Here is a 16,873-nt window from a genome sequence, read left to right as displayed (position 1 = left end):
GCAGCGTCAGATCCGTGGCGGTGGGGCCGCCCGGCCGCGGTCCCGGACAGGCGACATGGACCGGACATCCCCCCCGTCAGAGTCCGCAATCCGCCCCGAACCTGTCACCCATAGACACGATCACTTTACGTTGCGAGACCAAATCACAGCCATGTAACAAGCCGGTTGCAGACCATTGCGTATCTCACAGCTGCCCACGCATCGACCAGCATCGGCGTATTGCCACGTCGAACCCCATCAAGGCAGAATCTGCACACAAAGCCATCAGTCGGATACGGCCGCTCATCATGGCGCGTCGGCGACCAGGTGACGCGTTCGACATAAATCATTACGCTCCGCCCATCGTGCCCCATCGGCAAACAGCGTGAGCAGGCGCGCACAAAACGGCCATTCGAAGATGTCGCCAGGTTGATGAGCGGGCGCGCACGCGCGTTACCAGCCAATGCACCCCATCACCAAGCAGCCACGCCGAGTGTGCTGTTGGTCACGCACCCTATTCAATGCTTGGCGACTCGCCGGACGGCGTGGTTATGGTCATCGCCGTGCCGAACGACAACGTGCGGCATTCGTCGGGCGGCACGCCGAATCCTGCCCCCGACCGGCGATTTCTCCGTCACCATGTGGCAGGAACGGGGGAACCATCTCCGAGCATCGAAAGGATTCGATGCTCTAGGGGTGAAGTCATGCGTCGCCAGACCGACCGTGGTTTCGGTCTGTGCGCGTCCCAGGATGTCCCTGGCATGACCGGGCAGTTCCCAGCCCGAATCCGACAGCTCACCTCGCAGGCGTGGGGAAGGACTACACATACATGTCCGACGCACGTACCAGTGGCCGACAATGGAGCGCCGGCACCCGTATACGGGCGCGGGTTCTCATGGTTGCTCCAGTTCTCGCAGCGGCGGTCGGCGGTTCACTCGCCGTCGCCGGTCCAGCGCAGGCGGCGACCACATGGGAAGGACTGCGGCAGTGCGAGTCCGGCGGTAACTACACGACGAACACCGGCAACAGCTACTTCGGGGCGTACCAGTTCTCGGCCAGCACCTGGCGCAGCCTCGGCTACACCGGCCTGCCGCACCAGGCCGCACCCGCGGTCCAGGACGAGGCCGCGCTGCGTCTGGCCCAGCGTTCCGGCTTCGGGCAGTGGCCGGTCTGCGGCCGTGGCATGGGCACGGCGCAGCTCGCCGGCGGCTCCTCGTCCGGCGCGGCGGTGCAGGCGTCCCGCACCGCGCAGCGCGGCGCGCTGACCGTCGCCCCCGCGGCACTCTCGACGCCCTCGTACACCCGTACCCTCTCGACCGCGCTGGCCGGGCAGAACCGCGCCGACGTACGAGCCTGGCAGGCGCGGATGAGCCAGATCGGTTACCCGCTCGTCCCAGATGGTCATTTCGGCCCACGCTCCGCCGCTGCCGCCCGCGCGCTGCAGTCCGCCAGGGGTCTCGCCGCCGACGGTGTCGTCGGACCGGCGACATGGCACGCCACCTTCGGCTGAGCCACCCGCCGCACCGCACTGAGCCGGACGCCACCCACAACGCGTCCTTGGACCGGTTGCGACGCCGCCATCCGGCACCATCCGCATCTGGTCCGACCCGCCCGGGTCATGGGGACACAAGCCCCGGGCGGCGCCAGCCGTCCCACCCCGGCCGCACAGGCCGGGCAGCGTGACGCCACGACCCGACCGGTCCCCCCGCACAGCCCGGACGATCTCCGGCGCGCGGGAGTCAACGGGGCCGGTCGGGCGCACCACCCCCCACCGGGGCACCCCCAGCACCGAGGTACTACCCGGCCAACCCTTCGGGTACACGGGGGCGACCCCTGAGGTGCACCGGTGTTCCACGATCGGGCGGCCCGTCCGGGCCACGCCCTGTGCGTGGGTCGCCCGGTTGCCACGAACCACCCCGGTTTGCACGGCCTGGACCGGTATCGCTAGAGTGCCGCTCACTCGCCATCAGGCGATGCCGTCGGGACGGACGCCGAGTCCTGCCCACTGTCCAGGCGGCTGGCCGAGCGCACCGACATGGGCAGGAGTGGGGGAACCACTCCCGGGCGTCTCCGGACGTCCTTGGGGTTAAGTCGGCTCACGCCGGCCGGGCCATCCCAGTCCGAACCCGACAGCTCACCCCGCAGGCGACACGGGATTGGACTGACATGCCGTCAGCACGGCGTGGAGGTAAGCACCGGGCAGCGCAGGCCCCCTCGGCTGCGACCCGTATCCTGCGTACGACCGGCGCGGTCACCGCCCTGGTGGGCAGCGGCCTCGCGGTCACCGCGGTCGGCGCCAGTCCGGCCGGGGCCGCCACCGCTGACGACTTCGCCAAGCTCCGCCAATGCGAGTCCGGCGGCAACTACGCGATCAACACGGGCAACGGCTTCACCGGCGCCTACCAGTTCGATGATCAGACCTGGCACGGCCTGGGCTACTCCGGCCGCCCGTACCAGGCATCCCCGGCCACCCAGGACGAGGCCGCCGCCAAGCTGTACAACTCCCGTGGCTGGCAGCCGTGGCCGTCCTGCTCCCGCAAGATGGGGCTGGTCAACAACGGCCCGGCGAGCGTCGGCTCCGGCTCCGGTGACGTCATCGAGCAGGCCCTCACCCCGGCCGAACCGCCGATGACCCTCGACCGGGCCCGGCAGGAGATGGGCGACGGCTCGTTCAGCGGCACCGTCCTGAACGCCAGCTACGGCGGGGATGTCCGGCCCGATGCGTTCGTCTGGCAGGCCGCGATGCGCAACAAGGGCTTCGTGCTCACCGTCGACGGCAAGTTCGGCCCGCAGTCGCAGGGCATCGCCGCGCTGTACGGCTACCTGACCCGGACCAGCGACGGGCAGGCCGGTGTGGTCGGCGAGAACCTGTGGAACGTCACCGTCCGCTCCTGACCCGGTGCGGCACCGCACGACCGGGTGCGGCAGGATGAGGTCATGATGACCTCGTCGGATTCGGGCCACGGCAGCCACAGCGGCCATGGCGGCACCGCGGCCGGTCACAACCTGCTGTCCGGCCCGCCCCCCACGCGGTTGCCCTCGGACGCGGCCGCCACCGCTGCGCTGGCCGCCGGTGAGGATCCCAGCGCCGTCGCGGCGGCCACGCCGGAGCTGAGCGCCGCCTGGGCGGTTCTCGCCGAACAGGCCTTCGCCGCGGGTCGCACGGTCGAGGCCTACGCCTACGCCCGCACCGGCTACCACCGGGGGCTGGACGTGCTGCGCCGCGCCGGCTGGCGGGGCATCGGTCCGATCCCCTGGTCCCACGAGCCCAACCGCGGTTTCCTGCGTGCGCTCGCCGTCCTCGGCCAGGCCGCCGCCGTCATCGGCGAGACGGCCGAGGCCGACCGTTGCCGCACCTTCCTCGCCGACAGCGACCCCACCGTCGCCGGCGTCCTCGGCCTGGTCTGAGGCCCGTCGGAGGCCTCCCGCGGAGCCGGTCCGTACGGTCGGACGCTGTCTGACCTGACACTTCGGCCACGCGCGGCGGTCATCCCTAGTAACCTCGCCCGAGTGCCCGCTCTCGTCCTCATCGGCGCCCAGTGGGGCGACGAGGGAAAAGGAAAGGCGACCGACCTGTTGGGCGGCGCCGTCGACTACGTCGTTCGCTATCAGGGCGGCAACAACGCCGGCCACACGGTGGTCATCGGGGCGGACAGCTACGCGCTGCATCTGATCCCCAGTGGCATCCTGCGTGCCGACTGCATCCCGGTGATCGGCAACGGGGTCGTCATCGACCCCGGCGTGCTGCTCACCGAGATGGACGGCCTCGCCGCCCGTGGGATCGACGTCTCCCGCCTGCTGATCAGCGCCAACGCGCATCTGATCATGCCGCATCATCGGGCGTTGGACCGGGTGATCGAGCGCTACCTCGGCAAGGCCCGGATCGGCACCACCGGTCGCGGCATCGGCCCGACCTACGGTGACAAGGTGGCCCGCACCGGCATCCGCGTGCAGGACCTGCTCGACCCGGGCATCTTCCGCAAGAAGCTCGAGCTCGTGCTGCGGGAGAAGAACCAGGTCCTCGTCAAGGTCTACAACCGGCGCCGGATCGAACTCGACGAGGTGTGCGACGAGTACGCCGAGTACGCCAAGCGCCTGGGCCCGCACATCGCCGACACCGGCCTCATCCTGGACACCGCCCTGCGCGAGGGCAAGGTCGTCCTGTTGGAGGGGTCCCAGGGCACCCTGCTCGACGTCGACCACGGCACGTACCCGTTCGTCACCTCGTCCAACCCGACCGCCGGCTACGCCGCCACCGGTGCCGGCATCGGCCCGACGAGGATCAACCGGGTGATCGGCATCATCAAGGCCTACACCACCCGGGTCGGCTCCGGCCCGTTCCCCACCGAACTGGACAACAAGGTCGGCGAGGAGCTGCGCCGCATCGGCGGCGAGTTCGGCGTCACCACCGGCCGGGCCCGGCGCACCGGCTGGTTCGACGCGGTGATCGCCCGGTACGCGGTCCGGGTCAACGGCCTGACCGACCTCTTCCTCACCAAGCTGGACGTGCTCTCCGGCTTCGACCGGGTGCCGATCTGCGTCGGCTACGACATCGGCGGCGAACGCGTCGACGAGATGCCGATGACCCAGACCGACTTCCACCATGCCAAGCCGATCTACACCGAGCTCCCCGGCTGGCACGAGGACCTCTCCGCCGTCCGCGACTTCGCCGATCTCCCCGCCAACGCCAAGGACTACATCCGCGCCCTGGAGGAGTTCTCCGGCGCCCCCGTGTCCGCGATCGGCGTCGGCCCCGGCCGCGACCAGACCCTCGTCATCAACGACCTGGTCTGACCGCACCTCTCCGCCCGCCCGTTTCGTCCTGTTCCGTCCCGTCTGGTTTCGTCCCGACCTTCACTCCGCCTCACCTCGCCCCGGCCCGGCCGGCCCGTGTTCCGCCACGCCGCTCACTTGCGTAACGCAGAGTTACCAGTGACGCTAGTGCAGTCACGGACAGCGATAGTGGGGTGGGGTGAAGGCGGTGACCACAATCGGCTCGCGGTCATCGGGTGATGATCCCTCTGTGCCCGGCCAGGCGGCCCCGGTACCGTCCACGGCCCTCGTCCCCGCGGTGCGCCGCCGCTACCTGCACCGCGCCGACCCGACCGACTCGGATGCCTGGCCGGTCGGCTTCTCCCCCACCGGCGAAGCCCTGCCCGAGACCCTCACCGATGTCCTGCTCCGCGGCAGCCACGCCATCCGCAGTTCCAAGCGGGCCGAGGCCCAGCGACTCGAACGCGCCGCCGCCGTCGCGAACCACGTCGACGCCCAGCTCCGCGACTTCCTCGACTTCTGCGCCGCGGAGCACCTCGTCCCCCCCGTGACCGTCCGTGCCTACGGTGCCCGGCCGCGCCGGTCCACCACCCGACACCCCGTCCCCTCGCACCCCGATGCCAGCCTCGACCTCGGCAGCGGCATCGACCTCGGCACCAGCCCAGGCCCCACCACCGGCATCGACCAGCTGCGCCGCCTCGACCATCTTGATCGCCTCGACCCCTGGCATCACCTCGACGGCCGCCCACCCCGCCCGGACGACCCACCCCACCCGGCCGCCGACCCGCAGCACGACCTGGCCGACCCGCAGCACCTCGCCGACGAGGCCCACCACCTCGCCGACGATCCGCACCAGCTGGTCGCCGACCCGCCCCACGCCGATGATCTGAGCGGCCCCGACGGCTCGCGGCACGAGACCGAAGGGCGGCGCGGATCGCAGCGACACCACCGGGTCACCGGACGGCCGGGCACGTCCCAGGAGCGTCGCCGACGCCGACCGCACCGGCGAGAGCGGCTCCAGGCCTGGCCCCTGCTCTACTGGCGATGCGAGTCGTTCCCCGCGGCGGGTCGTTCCCTGCACCTTTTCGTCGAGCCGGACGGTCGCACCTTCGAGGGCCGCGACGATCCGGCCCCGCTGACGGTGCTCGGACGCGAGGTCCGGGTGTGGCCCGTCGACGCCGCCGCCATCGTGGCGGGCATGGCCGAGGTCGACGCCCGACGCTGCGCACTCCAACTCGTCCACGGGATGGCACACCTTCTGTGGCGATCCGGCGTCGGCCTGTGACACCGCCGAAGCCGAAGCGAGCAAACTCGCACGGTGGGCGAGATGATCAGCTGGCACGCTAGTGTGTCAGGGTGACTCGACCCGGCTGGCTCGCATTTCGGTATCGGCGCTCCGGCGTCGATGAGGGAAGCGCATGAGGATTCTGGTCGTCGGCTCGGGTGGGCGTGAGCACGCGTTGTGCCGGGCGCTGGCCCGTGATCCGCGGGTGGACGCGCTGGTCTGCGCCCCGGGTAACGCGGGTACGGCGGACATCGCCGAGCCGCGCTCGTTGGATGTCGGCGATCCGGACGCGGTCGCGGTGCTCGCCGAACAGGTGGGCGCGGATCTGACGGTGATCGGGCCGGAGGTGCCGCTGGTCGCCGGGGCGGCGGACGAGGTGCGCCGCCGGGGGTTCGCCGTGTTCGGGCCGAGCGCGGCGGCGGCGCGGCTTGAGGGTAGCAAGGCGTTCGCGAAGCAGGTGATGCGCGCGGCGGGGGTGCCGACGGCGGCCGCCCGTGACCACACCGAGGTCGAGCCGGCGCTCGCCGATCTGGACGCGTTCGGCCCGCCGTACGTCGTCAAGTACGACGGGCTCGCGGCGGGTAAGGGCGTCACCGTCACCGAGGATCGCGAGGCCGCCGTCGCGGCGGTGCGGGCGAGTCTGCGCGGGCCGGATGACCGGGTCGTCCTCGAGGAGTACCTGGACGGGCCGGAGGTGTCGCTGTTCGCGATCGTCACCGAGTCCGGGGCGATCATGCCGTTGCTCCCGGCGCAGGATCACAAGCGGGTGGGAGACGGGGACACCGGGCCCAACACCGGCGGGATGGGTGCGTACACCCCGTTGCCGTGGGCGTCGCAGGGGCTGTCCGCCGAGATCGTCCAGAAGGTGATCCGGCCGACGGTCGACGAGATGGCGCGGCGCGGCACCCCGTTCAGTGGGTTGCTGTACGCGGGGCTGGCACTGACCGGCAGGGGCCTGCGGGTGGTGGAGTTCAACGTCCGGTTCGGTGATCCCGAGACGCAGGCGATCCTCGCGCTGCTGTCGACCCCGCTGACCGACGTGTTGACGGGACGGACCACACCGCGGTTCCGTTCGGGCGCCGCGATCACCGTCGTCGTCGCCGCGGCCGGCTACCCGCAGTCACCGCGACTGGGTGATCCGATCCGGGGCCTGGCCGCGGCCGATGCCCTCACCGGCGTGGACGTCCTGCATGCGGGGACCAGGCGGGACGAGCATGGTCAGGTGGTGTCGGCCGGCGGGCGCGTGCTGTCCGTCACGGCGATCGGCTCCAACCTGGAATCCGCACGAGGATCTGCCTATGAGGCGGTCAGCCGGATCTCGCTGGCCGGCGCGCACTACCGCACCGACATCGGGGATCCGTCCCGGATGCGCCACACCGCCGGCGCCTGACGCGCGGGTACTGACAACGATATCGACAGGGACAGGAGCAGAGCGTGTCGCAGAGCAGCAGCGCGCCGGGGCAGGCACGGGTGGCCATCGTCTTCGGATCGCCGTCGGACGCCCAGACGATGAGCAAGGCCGGCGCGACCCTCGAGCGGTTCGGCGTGGGGTACGAGGAGGTGTCGATCTCGGCGCACCGCGCACCGCGCACACTGGCCGAGTACGTGGGTCAGCTGCGCGGCCGTGGGATCTCCGTGGTGATCGCCGGGGCGGGCCTGGCCGCGGCGCTGCCCGGCGCCGTCGCGTCCATGACGACACTGCCGGTCATCGGCGTGCCGATCTCCGGTGGGGCGCTGGACGGGATGGACTCGATGCTCGCGATCGCGCAGATGCCGCCGGGTGTGCCGGTGGCGACCGTCGGCCTGAACAACTCGACGAACGCGGCGATCCTCGCCACCCAGATCCTGGCGCTTGCCGACCCGGACCTGAGCCTGCGGCTCGCCGAGTTCAAGGATGACTTCGAGCGCGCCGCCGCCGACGGCCTCGCCGCGCTCGCCGCCCCCGCGGACGCCACCGCGGACGCCGGGGCCAGCGTCGGCGCCGGTCAGTGATCGGCCGCTACACCCTGCCCGAGATGGGCCGGGTCTGGTCGGAGGCACACAAGTACGAACTGTGGTGTCAGGTCGAGGTGCTGGTCTGCGAGGCCCATGCCGCCGCCGGCCGGATTCCCGCCGACAGCGTCGAACCGGTCCGGGCCGCCCCCGCGCCGACGCCCGAGGCGGTCGCCGAGATCGAGGCCGTCACCCAGCATGACGTGATCGCCTTCCTGTCGGCCTGGGCGGACAACACCGAGCCCCGCTCGGCCGCCGCCTACGTCCATTTCGGGATGACCTCGTCGGACCTGCTCGACACCGCGCTCGCCCTGCAGCTCGTCGAGGCCACCGACCTGCTGCTCGCGAAGGCCGACACCCTGGTCGCCGCCCTGCGTGATCTTGGCCTCGAGCACCGGAACACCCTGCGGGTCGGACGCACCCACGGCATCCACGGGGAACCGACCGTGTTCGGCCACCGGGTCGCCGACCTCGCGTTCGGCCTGGCCCGCTGCCGTGACCGGCTGCGCACCGCCCGCACGGAGGTCGGCCTCGCGAAGATCTCCGGCGCGGTGGGCACCTACTCCAACATCGAGCCGGACGTCGAGATCCACGTCGCCGAGAAGCTGGGGCTGCGCCCGACCCCGGTCGCCACCCAGGTGGTGCTGCGCGACGGCATCGCGAACTGGGTGGCCGCGCTCGCCGGGCTCGCCACCGTGTGTGAGGCGATCGCGCTGGAGGTCCGCCACGGCCAGCGCACCGAGGTCCGCGAACTGTCCGAGCCGTTCGGCTCCGGGCAGAAGGGTTCCTCGGCGATGCCGCACAAGAAGAACCCGATCATGTCGGAGCGCATCGCCGGCCTCGCCCGGATCGTCCGCGCCCAGTACGTCCCGGTGCTCGAAGGTGTGCCACTGTGGCACGAGCGGGACATCTCCCACTCGTCCACCGAGCGGATCGCCCTGCCGGACGCGTCCGCCGGCGTCGACTACCTGCTGCACCTGACCACCCGGCTGGTCCGCGGCCTGGTCGTCGACACCGCCCGGATGCGGGCGAACCTGGACGCCACCGGCGGCCTGGTCTACACCTCGGCGGTGCTGCTCGAACTGGTCGAGACGGGTCTGTCCCGCGAGGACGCCTACGCCATCACCCAGGCCGCGGCGATGGAGACCTGGCAGACCGGTATCCCCTTCCGCGACACCCTGCGCAAACAGGCCGCCGAACGCGACCTCCCCCTGGACGAGCCCCGTCTGGACGAGGTCAGCCGCCCCGAGCGCTACACCGAACGCCTCACCGGCGTCTTCGACGCGCTGGCCGCCCTGACCTGAGCGGAACGTCGAAGACAGGAGACCGGACGGTCACGTTGGGACACTGGTTCAACACGGCCGGGCCCTGTGTGCCGCAACGGCACTACATGGTCCCGGCTTCGGCGCGCCTGCCACAGGTGCCCCGGCTGGTCAGCCGGGAGAGCTACGTCGTCGTGCACGCCCCCCGTCAGACCGGCAAGACGACGACGCTCGGTGCGTTGGCCGCCGAACTCACGGCCGGCGGCCAGTACGCCGCGCTGCTCACCTCATGCGAGCCAGGACGGGCGTGGGGCGATGACGTGGGGGCGGCGACCCGCGCCATCCTCGACCGCACCCGGGCAGATGCCGAGGCTGCCCTGCCACCGCAGCTGCGCCCTCCCCGGTGGCCCGATGCGTCCGACGCGTCCGACGGGGGCCTGCTGGGAGCCGCGCTGGCCGCCTGGTCGCAGGCCTGCCCCCGACCACTCGTGCTGTTCCTCGACGAAATCGACGCGCTGACCGGACGGACGTTGATCAGTGTCCTGGGCCAGCTACGCAGCGGCGCCGGCCGCCGGCCCGCGGCTTTCCCCGCCGCCCTCGCCCTCTGCGGCCTGCGCGACCTGCGCGACCTGCGCGACTATAAGGTCGCCGCTGGCGGTGACCCCAGCCGTCTCGGTGGCCCGAGTCCGTTCAACATCGTCGTCCGATCGCTGCGGCTCGGTGATTTCACCGCCGAGGAAGTACGTGGCCTTTACGGCCAGCACACGGCGGAAACCGGCCAGGTCTTCACCCCGGACGCAGTCAGCCGGGTGATGGAGCTGACTGCCGGGCAGCCATGGCTGGTGAACGCGCTCGCGGCGGAAATCGTGGACGAGATGGCGGTGCCATATATCGAACCGGTCACCGCCGACCACGTCAACGAGGCGAAGGAACGGCTGATCCGCGCCCGGGCGACCCATCTCGACTCGCTGGCCGACAAGCTCAACGAGCCCCGGGTCCGGGTCATCATCGAACCGGTGCTGGCCGGGACGGAGCCGACCACCGACCCGCCAGCGGACGACGTCCAGTACGCCAGGGATCTGGGACTGCTCGCGCAGACTTCCCCGGTCCGGATCGCCAACCCGATCTACCGGGAGGTCGTCGCGCGAATCCTCACCGACCCGGTGCTGGAGTTCTCCTCGGACGCCCCGAAGGCCCGGGCTTTCGTCCTGCCCGACGGTCGCCTGGATATCCCCGGCCTGATCGAACAGTTCGCCGCGTTCTGGCGGGCCAACGGCGACATCCTGACTGCCCGGCAGGTCTACCACGAGGCCGCGCCCCACCTGGTCCTGATGGCGTATCTGCAACGCGTCGTCAATGGCGGCGGTTATGTCGACCGGGAGTACGGCGTAGGCCGCGGGCGGATCGACCTGCTCATCCGCTGGCCCCATCCCGGACCGGACGGAAAACCCGCCCTCCAGCGAGAGGCCTTCGAGCTCAAGGCCCGTGCCGGCGGCGCCGCCGACCCGCTGCCCACCGGGCTGGCCCAGCTCGATGGCTATCTGGACCGGCTCGGCCTCGACCACGGCACACTCGTCATCTTCGACCGCAGACCCGCCGCGAAACCCATCGCCGAACGGACCAGCATCACCACCACCTTGAGCCTCGCCGGACGCACAATCACTCTGCTGCGGGCATGAGATCGGGCTATCAGCCTGCGGTGTAACCGGTCCGGTCTCGACAGTACTCATATGCGGCAGCATCAAGGATTCCCCCGCACGGCTGACTACCGGCCAGCCGCAACAGCGGACGATGGATCCTCGCTGGTGTCAGCGGCGCGATCACAAGGAATGACTGATCCGCGCCCGGGTCACGGCCGTCGAAGGTGGATGGGGTTGGTCCAGGCGCGGCCGCCGGCGGCGTCCTCGACGGTGACCCGGCAGTAGCCGTCACCGAACATCGCGACCGGGAGTGAGCCTTCCGTCAGTTCTTTTCCCACCAGCACCTGCTTGCCCGGGACGCCACCGGTCAGCAGGATCCTGCGCACCGGCGAACACCGGACGGTGATCTGACCCTCACGCAGCTCGACATCGTGTAGTTCGGGGCCGGTGCTCGCGTAGTAGTGGCCGGCTTTGAGAGCGGCCAGGAGTTCGTTCGGATCGAGGGCGACGGCGCGGACGTGCACCCAGCCGGCGCAGGCCGGCGGATCCTGAGGCTGGAAATGCGCGTCGTCGGCGGCGTAGGCACCCAGGCGGTGGCCACGGCCCAGCAGGATGTCGGTGAGGTGCCAGCTGTCGCCACGGTCCTCCAGGGCCGCCAGCGCGTTGTGCACCTCGACGGCGTGGGCCGCGTCGAGGCTTTCGGCGTCCGCCAGCGTGAGCAGGGACGCCGCCGGATGCGCCATCCCGATGAACGCGCCCGCGGCCCGCGCCCGGCGGGCCAGCGCCGGGCCGGTCTCCTCGGGCTCGGGCGGTGGGAAACCCAGGGGCAGGCCGACCGCGAGGATGTGCCACTCCTCGGAGAACTCCGTACGCGGTGCGTGCAGCTCGGCACCGATCAGGGTCGTGAATCCCTCGGTGCGCAGGTCACGGGTGTCGACCAGCGGGAACCCGAACCTGGCTCGAAAATGATCGGTGATCGCCAGGAAGTCGTAACCGGCCTGCCGGTAGTGCCGCGCCGTCTCCGCCGGCGACAGCGCCCCGTCGGACCGGTCCGTGTGCGTGTGCAGATTCCCTCGCCAGAACCGTCCGGGCTGGTCGAACGGAAGTTCGATCCCTGGCCGGTCCGGCACCGCATCGGCGAGCCTGCCATCCACTCGTCAAAGCGTATTCGACCGATCACACCTACCGCAGGCGATCGGGGATTCCCAGATGGTGATCAGCAGGCGGGCAGGGGCCGCCCTTGTTCCGACCGTCGGGGCTCCGGCAACCCCGCCGGCCTGCTCATCCGACGCAGTGCCGCCCATCAGGACTATGGCCACGGTCCGTGACGCCGCCCTCGGGGGTTGCGGGTGTGCAGGGTGCACAGGGGTCGCCGTGGGGGTGTTCGTGTCCGATATGCCCCCCACAACGACCCGCGTAGGCCGATCTTGCTCTGAGGCCGGTTGCGGGGCGTGGCGGGGAGGGACGGGACGGGACGGAGCGCGCACCAGCTGGCCTCGCGGCGAGCCGGCTTCCGATCGTCAGTGGATCGCGATCTCGAGGACGACGAGCACCACACCGAGCAGGGCGCTGCCACTGGTGTAGCGCACCAGCCGCCAGCCGCCCAGACCCGCGGCCTGGCCGGCCCGCAGGCCCCACAGGGTCAGCAGGACGACGCAGGTCCACAACGCGGCCTCCTGCGCGTCGTCCATCGACGCACCCAGTAGCCGGACCAGCGCCAGCACGGCGATCGGGAGGACCGAGGCCCGGGCCAGCGGCCAGTTCTCCACCATGGCCGACCGGGCCAGCCGCAGTCCCCGCCGCGGCGGCCCCGGCACCTCGTCGGGCCCCAGCGGCCGGGCGACCGCGTGCGCGTAGCCATGGGCCAGCCAGAACACGGCCACCGTGATCAGGACGTCGACGACGATCTGCCCGAGCGGGTCGACCTTCGGATCCTGCGCGGCGATCAGCCCCGCCGTCAGGACCGTCCCGTAGATCCCATGCTCAGGTCGTCCCGCACCGACCAGACAAGCGCGCCAGATGTCCACGCAGCCCTGCTCCCGTCAGCCTCCGCCACCCAACAGGGCCCACCATCGATCATGATCTGCCGATCACACGGGATGCCGCGGCCATCGGCCGGCGATTCACCGGACGCGGTGGAACCGAACCAGCAGCAGGTGGGGATGGGTACGGTCAGGACATGCCGCTGACACATGAGGAGTTCGCCGGGCTCACCCACCTGGGTTCGGGCAAGGTGCGGGAGCTGTTCGCCGTCGGGGACGACGCCGTGCTCCTGGTCGCCAGCGACCGGATCTCGGCGTTCGACGTGGTCCTGCCCACCGAGATCCCGGACAAGGGCGCCGTGCTGACCGGGCTGTCGCTGTGGTGGTTCGACCAGCTCGCCGATCTCGTCCCGTCCCACGTCATCAGTTCCAACGTGGATGAGTATCCGGCCGAGCTCGCGCCGTACACCGAGCAGCTGCGCGGCCGGTCGATGCTGTGCCGCCGCCTGGACATGGTGCTGATCGAGTGCGTGGCCCGCGGCTACCTCACCGGCAGCGGCCTGAAGGACTACAACCGCAGCGGCGCCGTCAGCGGCCACCCGCTGCCCGAAGGCCTGGTCGACGGCAGCAAGCTGCCCACGACGATCTACACCCCGTCCACGAAGGCACCGATCGGCCAGCACGACGAGAACATCAGCCGGGACGACGCCGCCGGCCGGGTCGGCGCGGAGCTCGCCGCGGAGCTCGAGCGGCTCACCCTGCAGATCTTCGGCCGGGCCAGCGACCTGGCCGCCGAGCGCGGCATCCTGCTCGCCGACACCAAGTTCGAGTTCGGCCACGATGCCGAGGGCACCCTACGTCTGGCCGACGAGGTGCTCACCCCCGACTCGTCCCGGTTCTGGCCCGAGGACACCTGGGCTCCCGGCAGCTCGCAGCCGTCGTTCGACAAGCAGTTCATCCGGGACTACCTGGTCAGCACCGGTTGGGACAAGACCGAGCCCGGCCCGGAGCTGCCGGACGACGTCGTCGAGGCGACCCGCGCCCGTTACGTCGAGGCCTACGAGCGCCTCACCGGCATCTCCTTCAAGGACTACCTCTCCGGCGCCTGACCCGCACTCCCCCGCTGGACGAACGGCCCGGCTGGACGGACGGGGGCCGGGGTGGGGACAACCCCACCCCGGCAGGGCGGAAGGCCACAGTCCGCGGTCGGCGGCGGGCCACAGTAGGCATTCGGTAGCTCGCCGCAGTGACCTTGAACGGTCGAGACGAGATCGTCGTTCCCATGCGAACGACACCTCGTACAGCAGGCGAAATCCCAGGTCAGGCACCCGGGCCGGGATGGGCGGACGGCCCGTCCCGGCAGCCGACGCACCTCGCCGCGCGGGCGGCGCGCTGGAGTGTGCGCCACCGGAGACTGGCCGTCGGTGGCTGGCTGGTGGGGGTCGTCCTCGCGATCCTCCTCGGCAGCCTGATCGGCACCCACACCCTCACCGACGCCGACGAGGGCCTCGGCGAGTCGGGCCGAGCCGAACAGACCCTGACCGCGCACGGCTGGGTCGACACCGACAGCGAGAACGTCCTCATCCAGCGGGCGACCCCCGCGGCGGACCCGTCGGCGCTGCTCGCCGACCCGCGGATCCACGCGGCGCTGACCGACACCGCCGCCCGCGTCCAGGCCACCGGGGTGGCCACCGGACTACGCGCACCCGTGGCCGCGCCCGGCGTGCGCACCGATCCGGGCCTGGTCTCCCACGACCTGCGGTCGGTACTGGTGACCTTCGATCTGCGCGACGGCGCCAAGGTCGACCCGACGCTCGACGCGGTCGCCGCCGTCCACGCCGCGCATCCGGGCGTGTCCGTCGAACAGTTCGGGGACGCCAGTTCCGACAAGGCACTCAGCGCCACCGTCGGCAAGGACTTCAAGCGCGCCGAACTGCTCGCGATCCCGTTGACGCTCGGCATTCTGCTCGCCGTGTTCGGCGCGGTCGTCGCCGCGCTGATCCCGATGGCGCTGGCCCTGACCTCGTTCGTCGCCGCGATCGGCCTGGTCGCCTTCGCCAGCCGGGCGTTCCCGACCGATGAGACCGCCACCTCGGTGATGCTGCTGATCGGCCTCGCGGTCGGCGTCGACTACGCCCTGTTCTACATCCGCCGGGAACGGGAGGAACGCGCCGCCGGGCACAGCCCCGAACGGGCCCTGGAGATCGCCGCCGACACGTCCGGGCATGCTGTACTCATCTCCGGTCTGACCGTCGCGGTGTCGATGGCCGGTCTGCTGCTCACCGGGATCTCGACGTTCAACGGCGTCGCCGTCGGCACGATCATCGTCGTGCTGGTGGCCGTGCTCGGCTCCCTGACCGTCCTGCCTGCCGTGCTCTCCCTGCTGGGCGACCGGGTCGAACTGCTGCGCCTGCCCTGGCGCCGCCGCCGCGCCGGCGGCCACTCGGCGGCCGCCGGCTCCGCCTCCGGTTCGGTTTCCGCCTCCGGCGGGACGGCCTCGCGGACAGCGGCCGCCTACCAGCGCGAACTGGCGAAGCCGGGAGTGCTGGGACGGCTGCTGCGCCGGCCGAAGCCGGTCGCCGCGATCACCGGCGGGCTGCTCGTCCTGCTCACCCTGCCGGCGCTCGGGATGCACACAGCCGAGCCCGGCGTCGACGACATCCCCCGCAAGCTGCCGATCATGGCGACGTACGAGCGGCTGTCAGCGGCCTTCCCCGGCGGCCAGGTCGCGGCGTCCGTGGTCGTCTCCAGCACGGACGGCTCCGCCCTGACCGCCCCGGCGGCGCAGCGCGCCCTTGACGACCTGCGCCGACGGGCGACCACCACCGGCCAGATGTTCGAACCGGTGCAGGTCACCTACACCCCCGACCAGCAGGTCGCGAAGGTCTCGATCCCGGTCGCGGGCAGCGGCACCGACGGCGTGTCGGTCCGGGCCCTGCACGAACTGCGCACCACGGTGATCCCGGCGACGATCGCGGCGGCCGCGGTGAACCTGCACGCGGACGTCACCGGCCCCACCGCCGGCTCCGTGGACTTCAACGACCGCCTGCACACCCGTACGCCACTGATCATCGGCTTCGTGCTGGTGCTCGCGTTCGTGCTGCTGCTGGCCGCGTTCCGCAGCGCCCTGGTCGCCGCGGTCGCCGTCGGACTGAACCTGCTCTCCGTCGGCGCCGCGTACGGCCTGCTCGCCGCCGTCTTCCAGCATCACTGGGCCGACGGCCTGCTCGGCTACACCTCCACCGGGGCGATCACCATCTGGCTGCCCCTGATGCTCTTCGTGATCCTGTTCGGCCTGTCGATGGACTACCAGGTCTTCGTGCTCAGCCGGGTGCGGGAGGCCCGCCAGGCCGGCCTGCCCATGCGGGACGCGGTGACCGTCGGTGTGCGCCGCAGCGCCGGGGTCGTGACCAGTGCCGCCGTCATCATGGTCGCCGTCTTCTCGATCTTCGCGACGCTCTCCCAGGTCAGCATGAAGCAGCTCGGCGTCGGCCTCGGCGCCGCCATCCTGCTGGACGCCACCCTCATCCGCGTGATCCTCATGCCCGCCGTGCTCACCCTGCTGGAGAACCGCGTGTGGCAGGACCTCACCAACCCGCACGACCACGACCCGTCCCACCCTGACCAGTCCCACCCCGACCTGGACGACCCCGACCTGGACGACCCTGACCTGGGTGCCTTCGGCCCGCGCGGTTCCAGGCTCCCGAGCCCCGGCCTGGACGTTCCCGTCCTGCCCGCCACGGCCCTGCCCGCCACGGCTCCGCCTGCCCGGGCCCGGCCCACCCCGGCCCAGCACCGTGCCACGCCCCGGTGGTGGGCTCCCCCCGCCTGATCCGGAAGCCACCCGCGACCACCCGGCCGTTCCTGCCACATCCAGCCGTCTCGCCGCACCGCATCGCACCGGCCCGCCCGCCGGCCGGCCCCGCCCGGGGCGCCGGCGGGCGGCGGGGGGGGGGGGGC

13 protein-coding genes and 2 riboswitches are annotated in these 16,873 nt (G+C 71.4%); of the genes, 11 read left to right on the top strand and 2 right to left on the bottom strand.

The features are described 5' to 3' along the window. The first annotated feature begins 569 nt into the window (after positions 1-569). A riboswitch (cyclic di-AMP (ydaO/yuaA leader) is annotated at positions 570-801 on the top strand. Between the two features lie 7 nt (positions 802-808). The 9 genes from MXD61_RS02600 (at position 809) to MXD61_RS02560 (ending at position 10,970) form a co-directional block, all read left to right on the top strand. Beyond that, entirely contained in the window at positions 809-1,489 is a 681-nt protein-coding gene (locus MXD61_RS02600; protein WP_248811257.1) for a transglycosylase family protein, read from the top strand. A 508-nt stretch (positions 1,490-1,997) separates the two neighbouring features. Next, a riboswitch (cyclic di-AMP (ydaO/yuaA leader) is annotated at positions 1,998-2,143 on the top strand. Positions 2,144-2,145: 2 nt separating this feature from the next. After that, the gene (locus MXD61_RS02595) at positions 2,146-2,874 is read left to right on the top strand and encodes a transglycosylase family protein (protein ID WP_248811256.1); all 729 of its coding nucleotides are present in this window, start codon (positions 2,146-2,148) and stop codon (positions 2,872-2,874) included. A gap of 45 nt (positions 2,875-2,919) precedes the next feature. Beyond that, complete coding sequence (locus tag MXD61_RS02590) at positions 2,920-3,387, top strand: DUF3151 domain-containing protein (protein ID WP_308222669.1); 468 nt, start codon at positions 2,920-2,922, stop codon at positions 3,385-3,387. Between the two features lie 102 nt (positions 3,388-3,489). After that, complete coding sequence (locus MXD61_RS02585; RefSeq protein WP_163550005.1) at positions 3,490-4,773, top strand: adenylosuccinate synthase; 1,284 nt, start codon at positions 3,490-3,492, stop codon at positions 4,771-4,773. A gap of 229 nt (positions 4,774-5,002) precedes the next feature. Then, a complete protein-coding gene (locus tag MXD61_RS02580) occupies positions 5,003-6,037 on the top strand; it encodes a hypothetical protein (RefSeq protein ID WP_248811254.1) in 1,035 nt (344 codons plus the stop codon). A 133-nt stretch (positions 6,038-6,170) separates the two neighbouring features. Further along, positions 6,171-7,427 (top strand): phosphoribosylamine--glycine ligase, encoded by a 1,257-nt coding sequence (purD, locus tag MXD61_RS02575; protein WP_248811253.1) that lies wholly within the window; start codon positions 6,171-6,173, stop codon positions 7,425-7,427. A gap of 44 nt (positions 7,428-7,471) precedes the next feature. After that, positions 7,472-8,029, top strand: coding sequence for a 5-(carboxyamino)imidazole ribonucleotide mutase (gene purE, locus MXD61_RS02570; protein WP_248811252.1), 558 nt, complete (start codon positions 7,472-7,474; stop codon positions 8,027-8,029). After that, the gene (gene purB, locus MXD61_RS02565) at positions 8,026-9,333 is read left to right on the top strand and encodes an adenylosuccinate lyase (RefSeq protein ID WP_163550035.1); all 1,308 of its coding nucleotides are present in this window, start codon (positions 8,026-8,028) and stop codon (positions 9,331-9,333) included. Before purE ends, purB begins: the two co-directional genes overlap by 4 nt. A gap of 86 nt (positions 9,334-9,419) precedes the next feature. Continuing rightward, the gene (locus tag MXD61_RS02560; RefSeq protein ID WP_248811251.1) at positions 9,420-10,970 is read left to right on the top strand and encodes an ATP-binding protein; all 1,551 of its coding nucleotides are present in this window, start codon (positions 9,420-9,422) and stop codon (positions 10,968-10,970) included. A gap of 170 nt (positions 10,971-11,140) precedes the next feature. On the opposite strand, the gene MXD61_RS02555 is transcribed toward MXD61_RS02560, so the two are convergent. Next, positions 11,141-12,085, bottom strand: a complete 945-nt coding sequence (locus MXD61_RS02555) for a CehA/McbA family metallohydrolase (protein WP_248811250.1) — start codon at positions 12,083-12,085, stop codon at positions 11,141-11,143. Positions 12,086-12,451: 366 nt separating this feature from the next. After that, positions 12,452-12,958: a hypothetical protein gene (locus MXD61_RS02550; RefSeq protein WP_248811249.1), complete on the bottom strand. Its 507-nt coding sequence runs from the start codon at positions 12,956-12,958 to the stop codon at positions 12,452-12,454. Positions 12,959-13,110: 152 nt separating this feature from the next. Here MXD61_RS02550 and MXD61_RS02545 point away from each other — a divergent pair, with 152 nt between their 5' ends. Next, positions 13,111-14,022, top strand: a complete 912-nt coding sequence (locus tag MXD61_RS02545) for a phosphoribosylaminoimidazolesuccinocarboxamide synthase (protein WP_163548864.1) — start codon at positions 13,111-13,113, stop codon at positions 14,020-14,022. Positions 14,023-14,195: 173 nt separating this feature from the next. Beyond that, positions 14,196-16,745 carry an MMPL family transporter gene (locus tag MXD61_RS02540; RefSeq protein WP_251079304.1) on the top strand — a complete coding sequence of 850 codons (2,550 nt, stop codon included), beginning with the start codon at positions 14,196-14,198 and terminating at the stop codon, positions 16,743-16,745. Positions 16,746-16,873 lie beyond the last annotated feature (128 nt).

Source organism: Frankia sp. AgPm24 (assembly GCF_023243055.1).
Lineage (GTDB): Bacteria > Actinomycetota > Actinomycetes > Frankiales > Frankiaceae > Frankia > Frankia umida.
The sequence above is the reverse complement of the archived record's forward strand: the minus strand, read 5'-3'. Positions and strand labels throughout refer to the sequence as shown.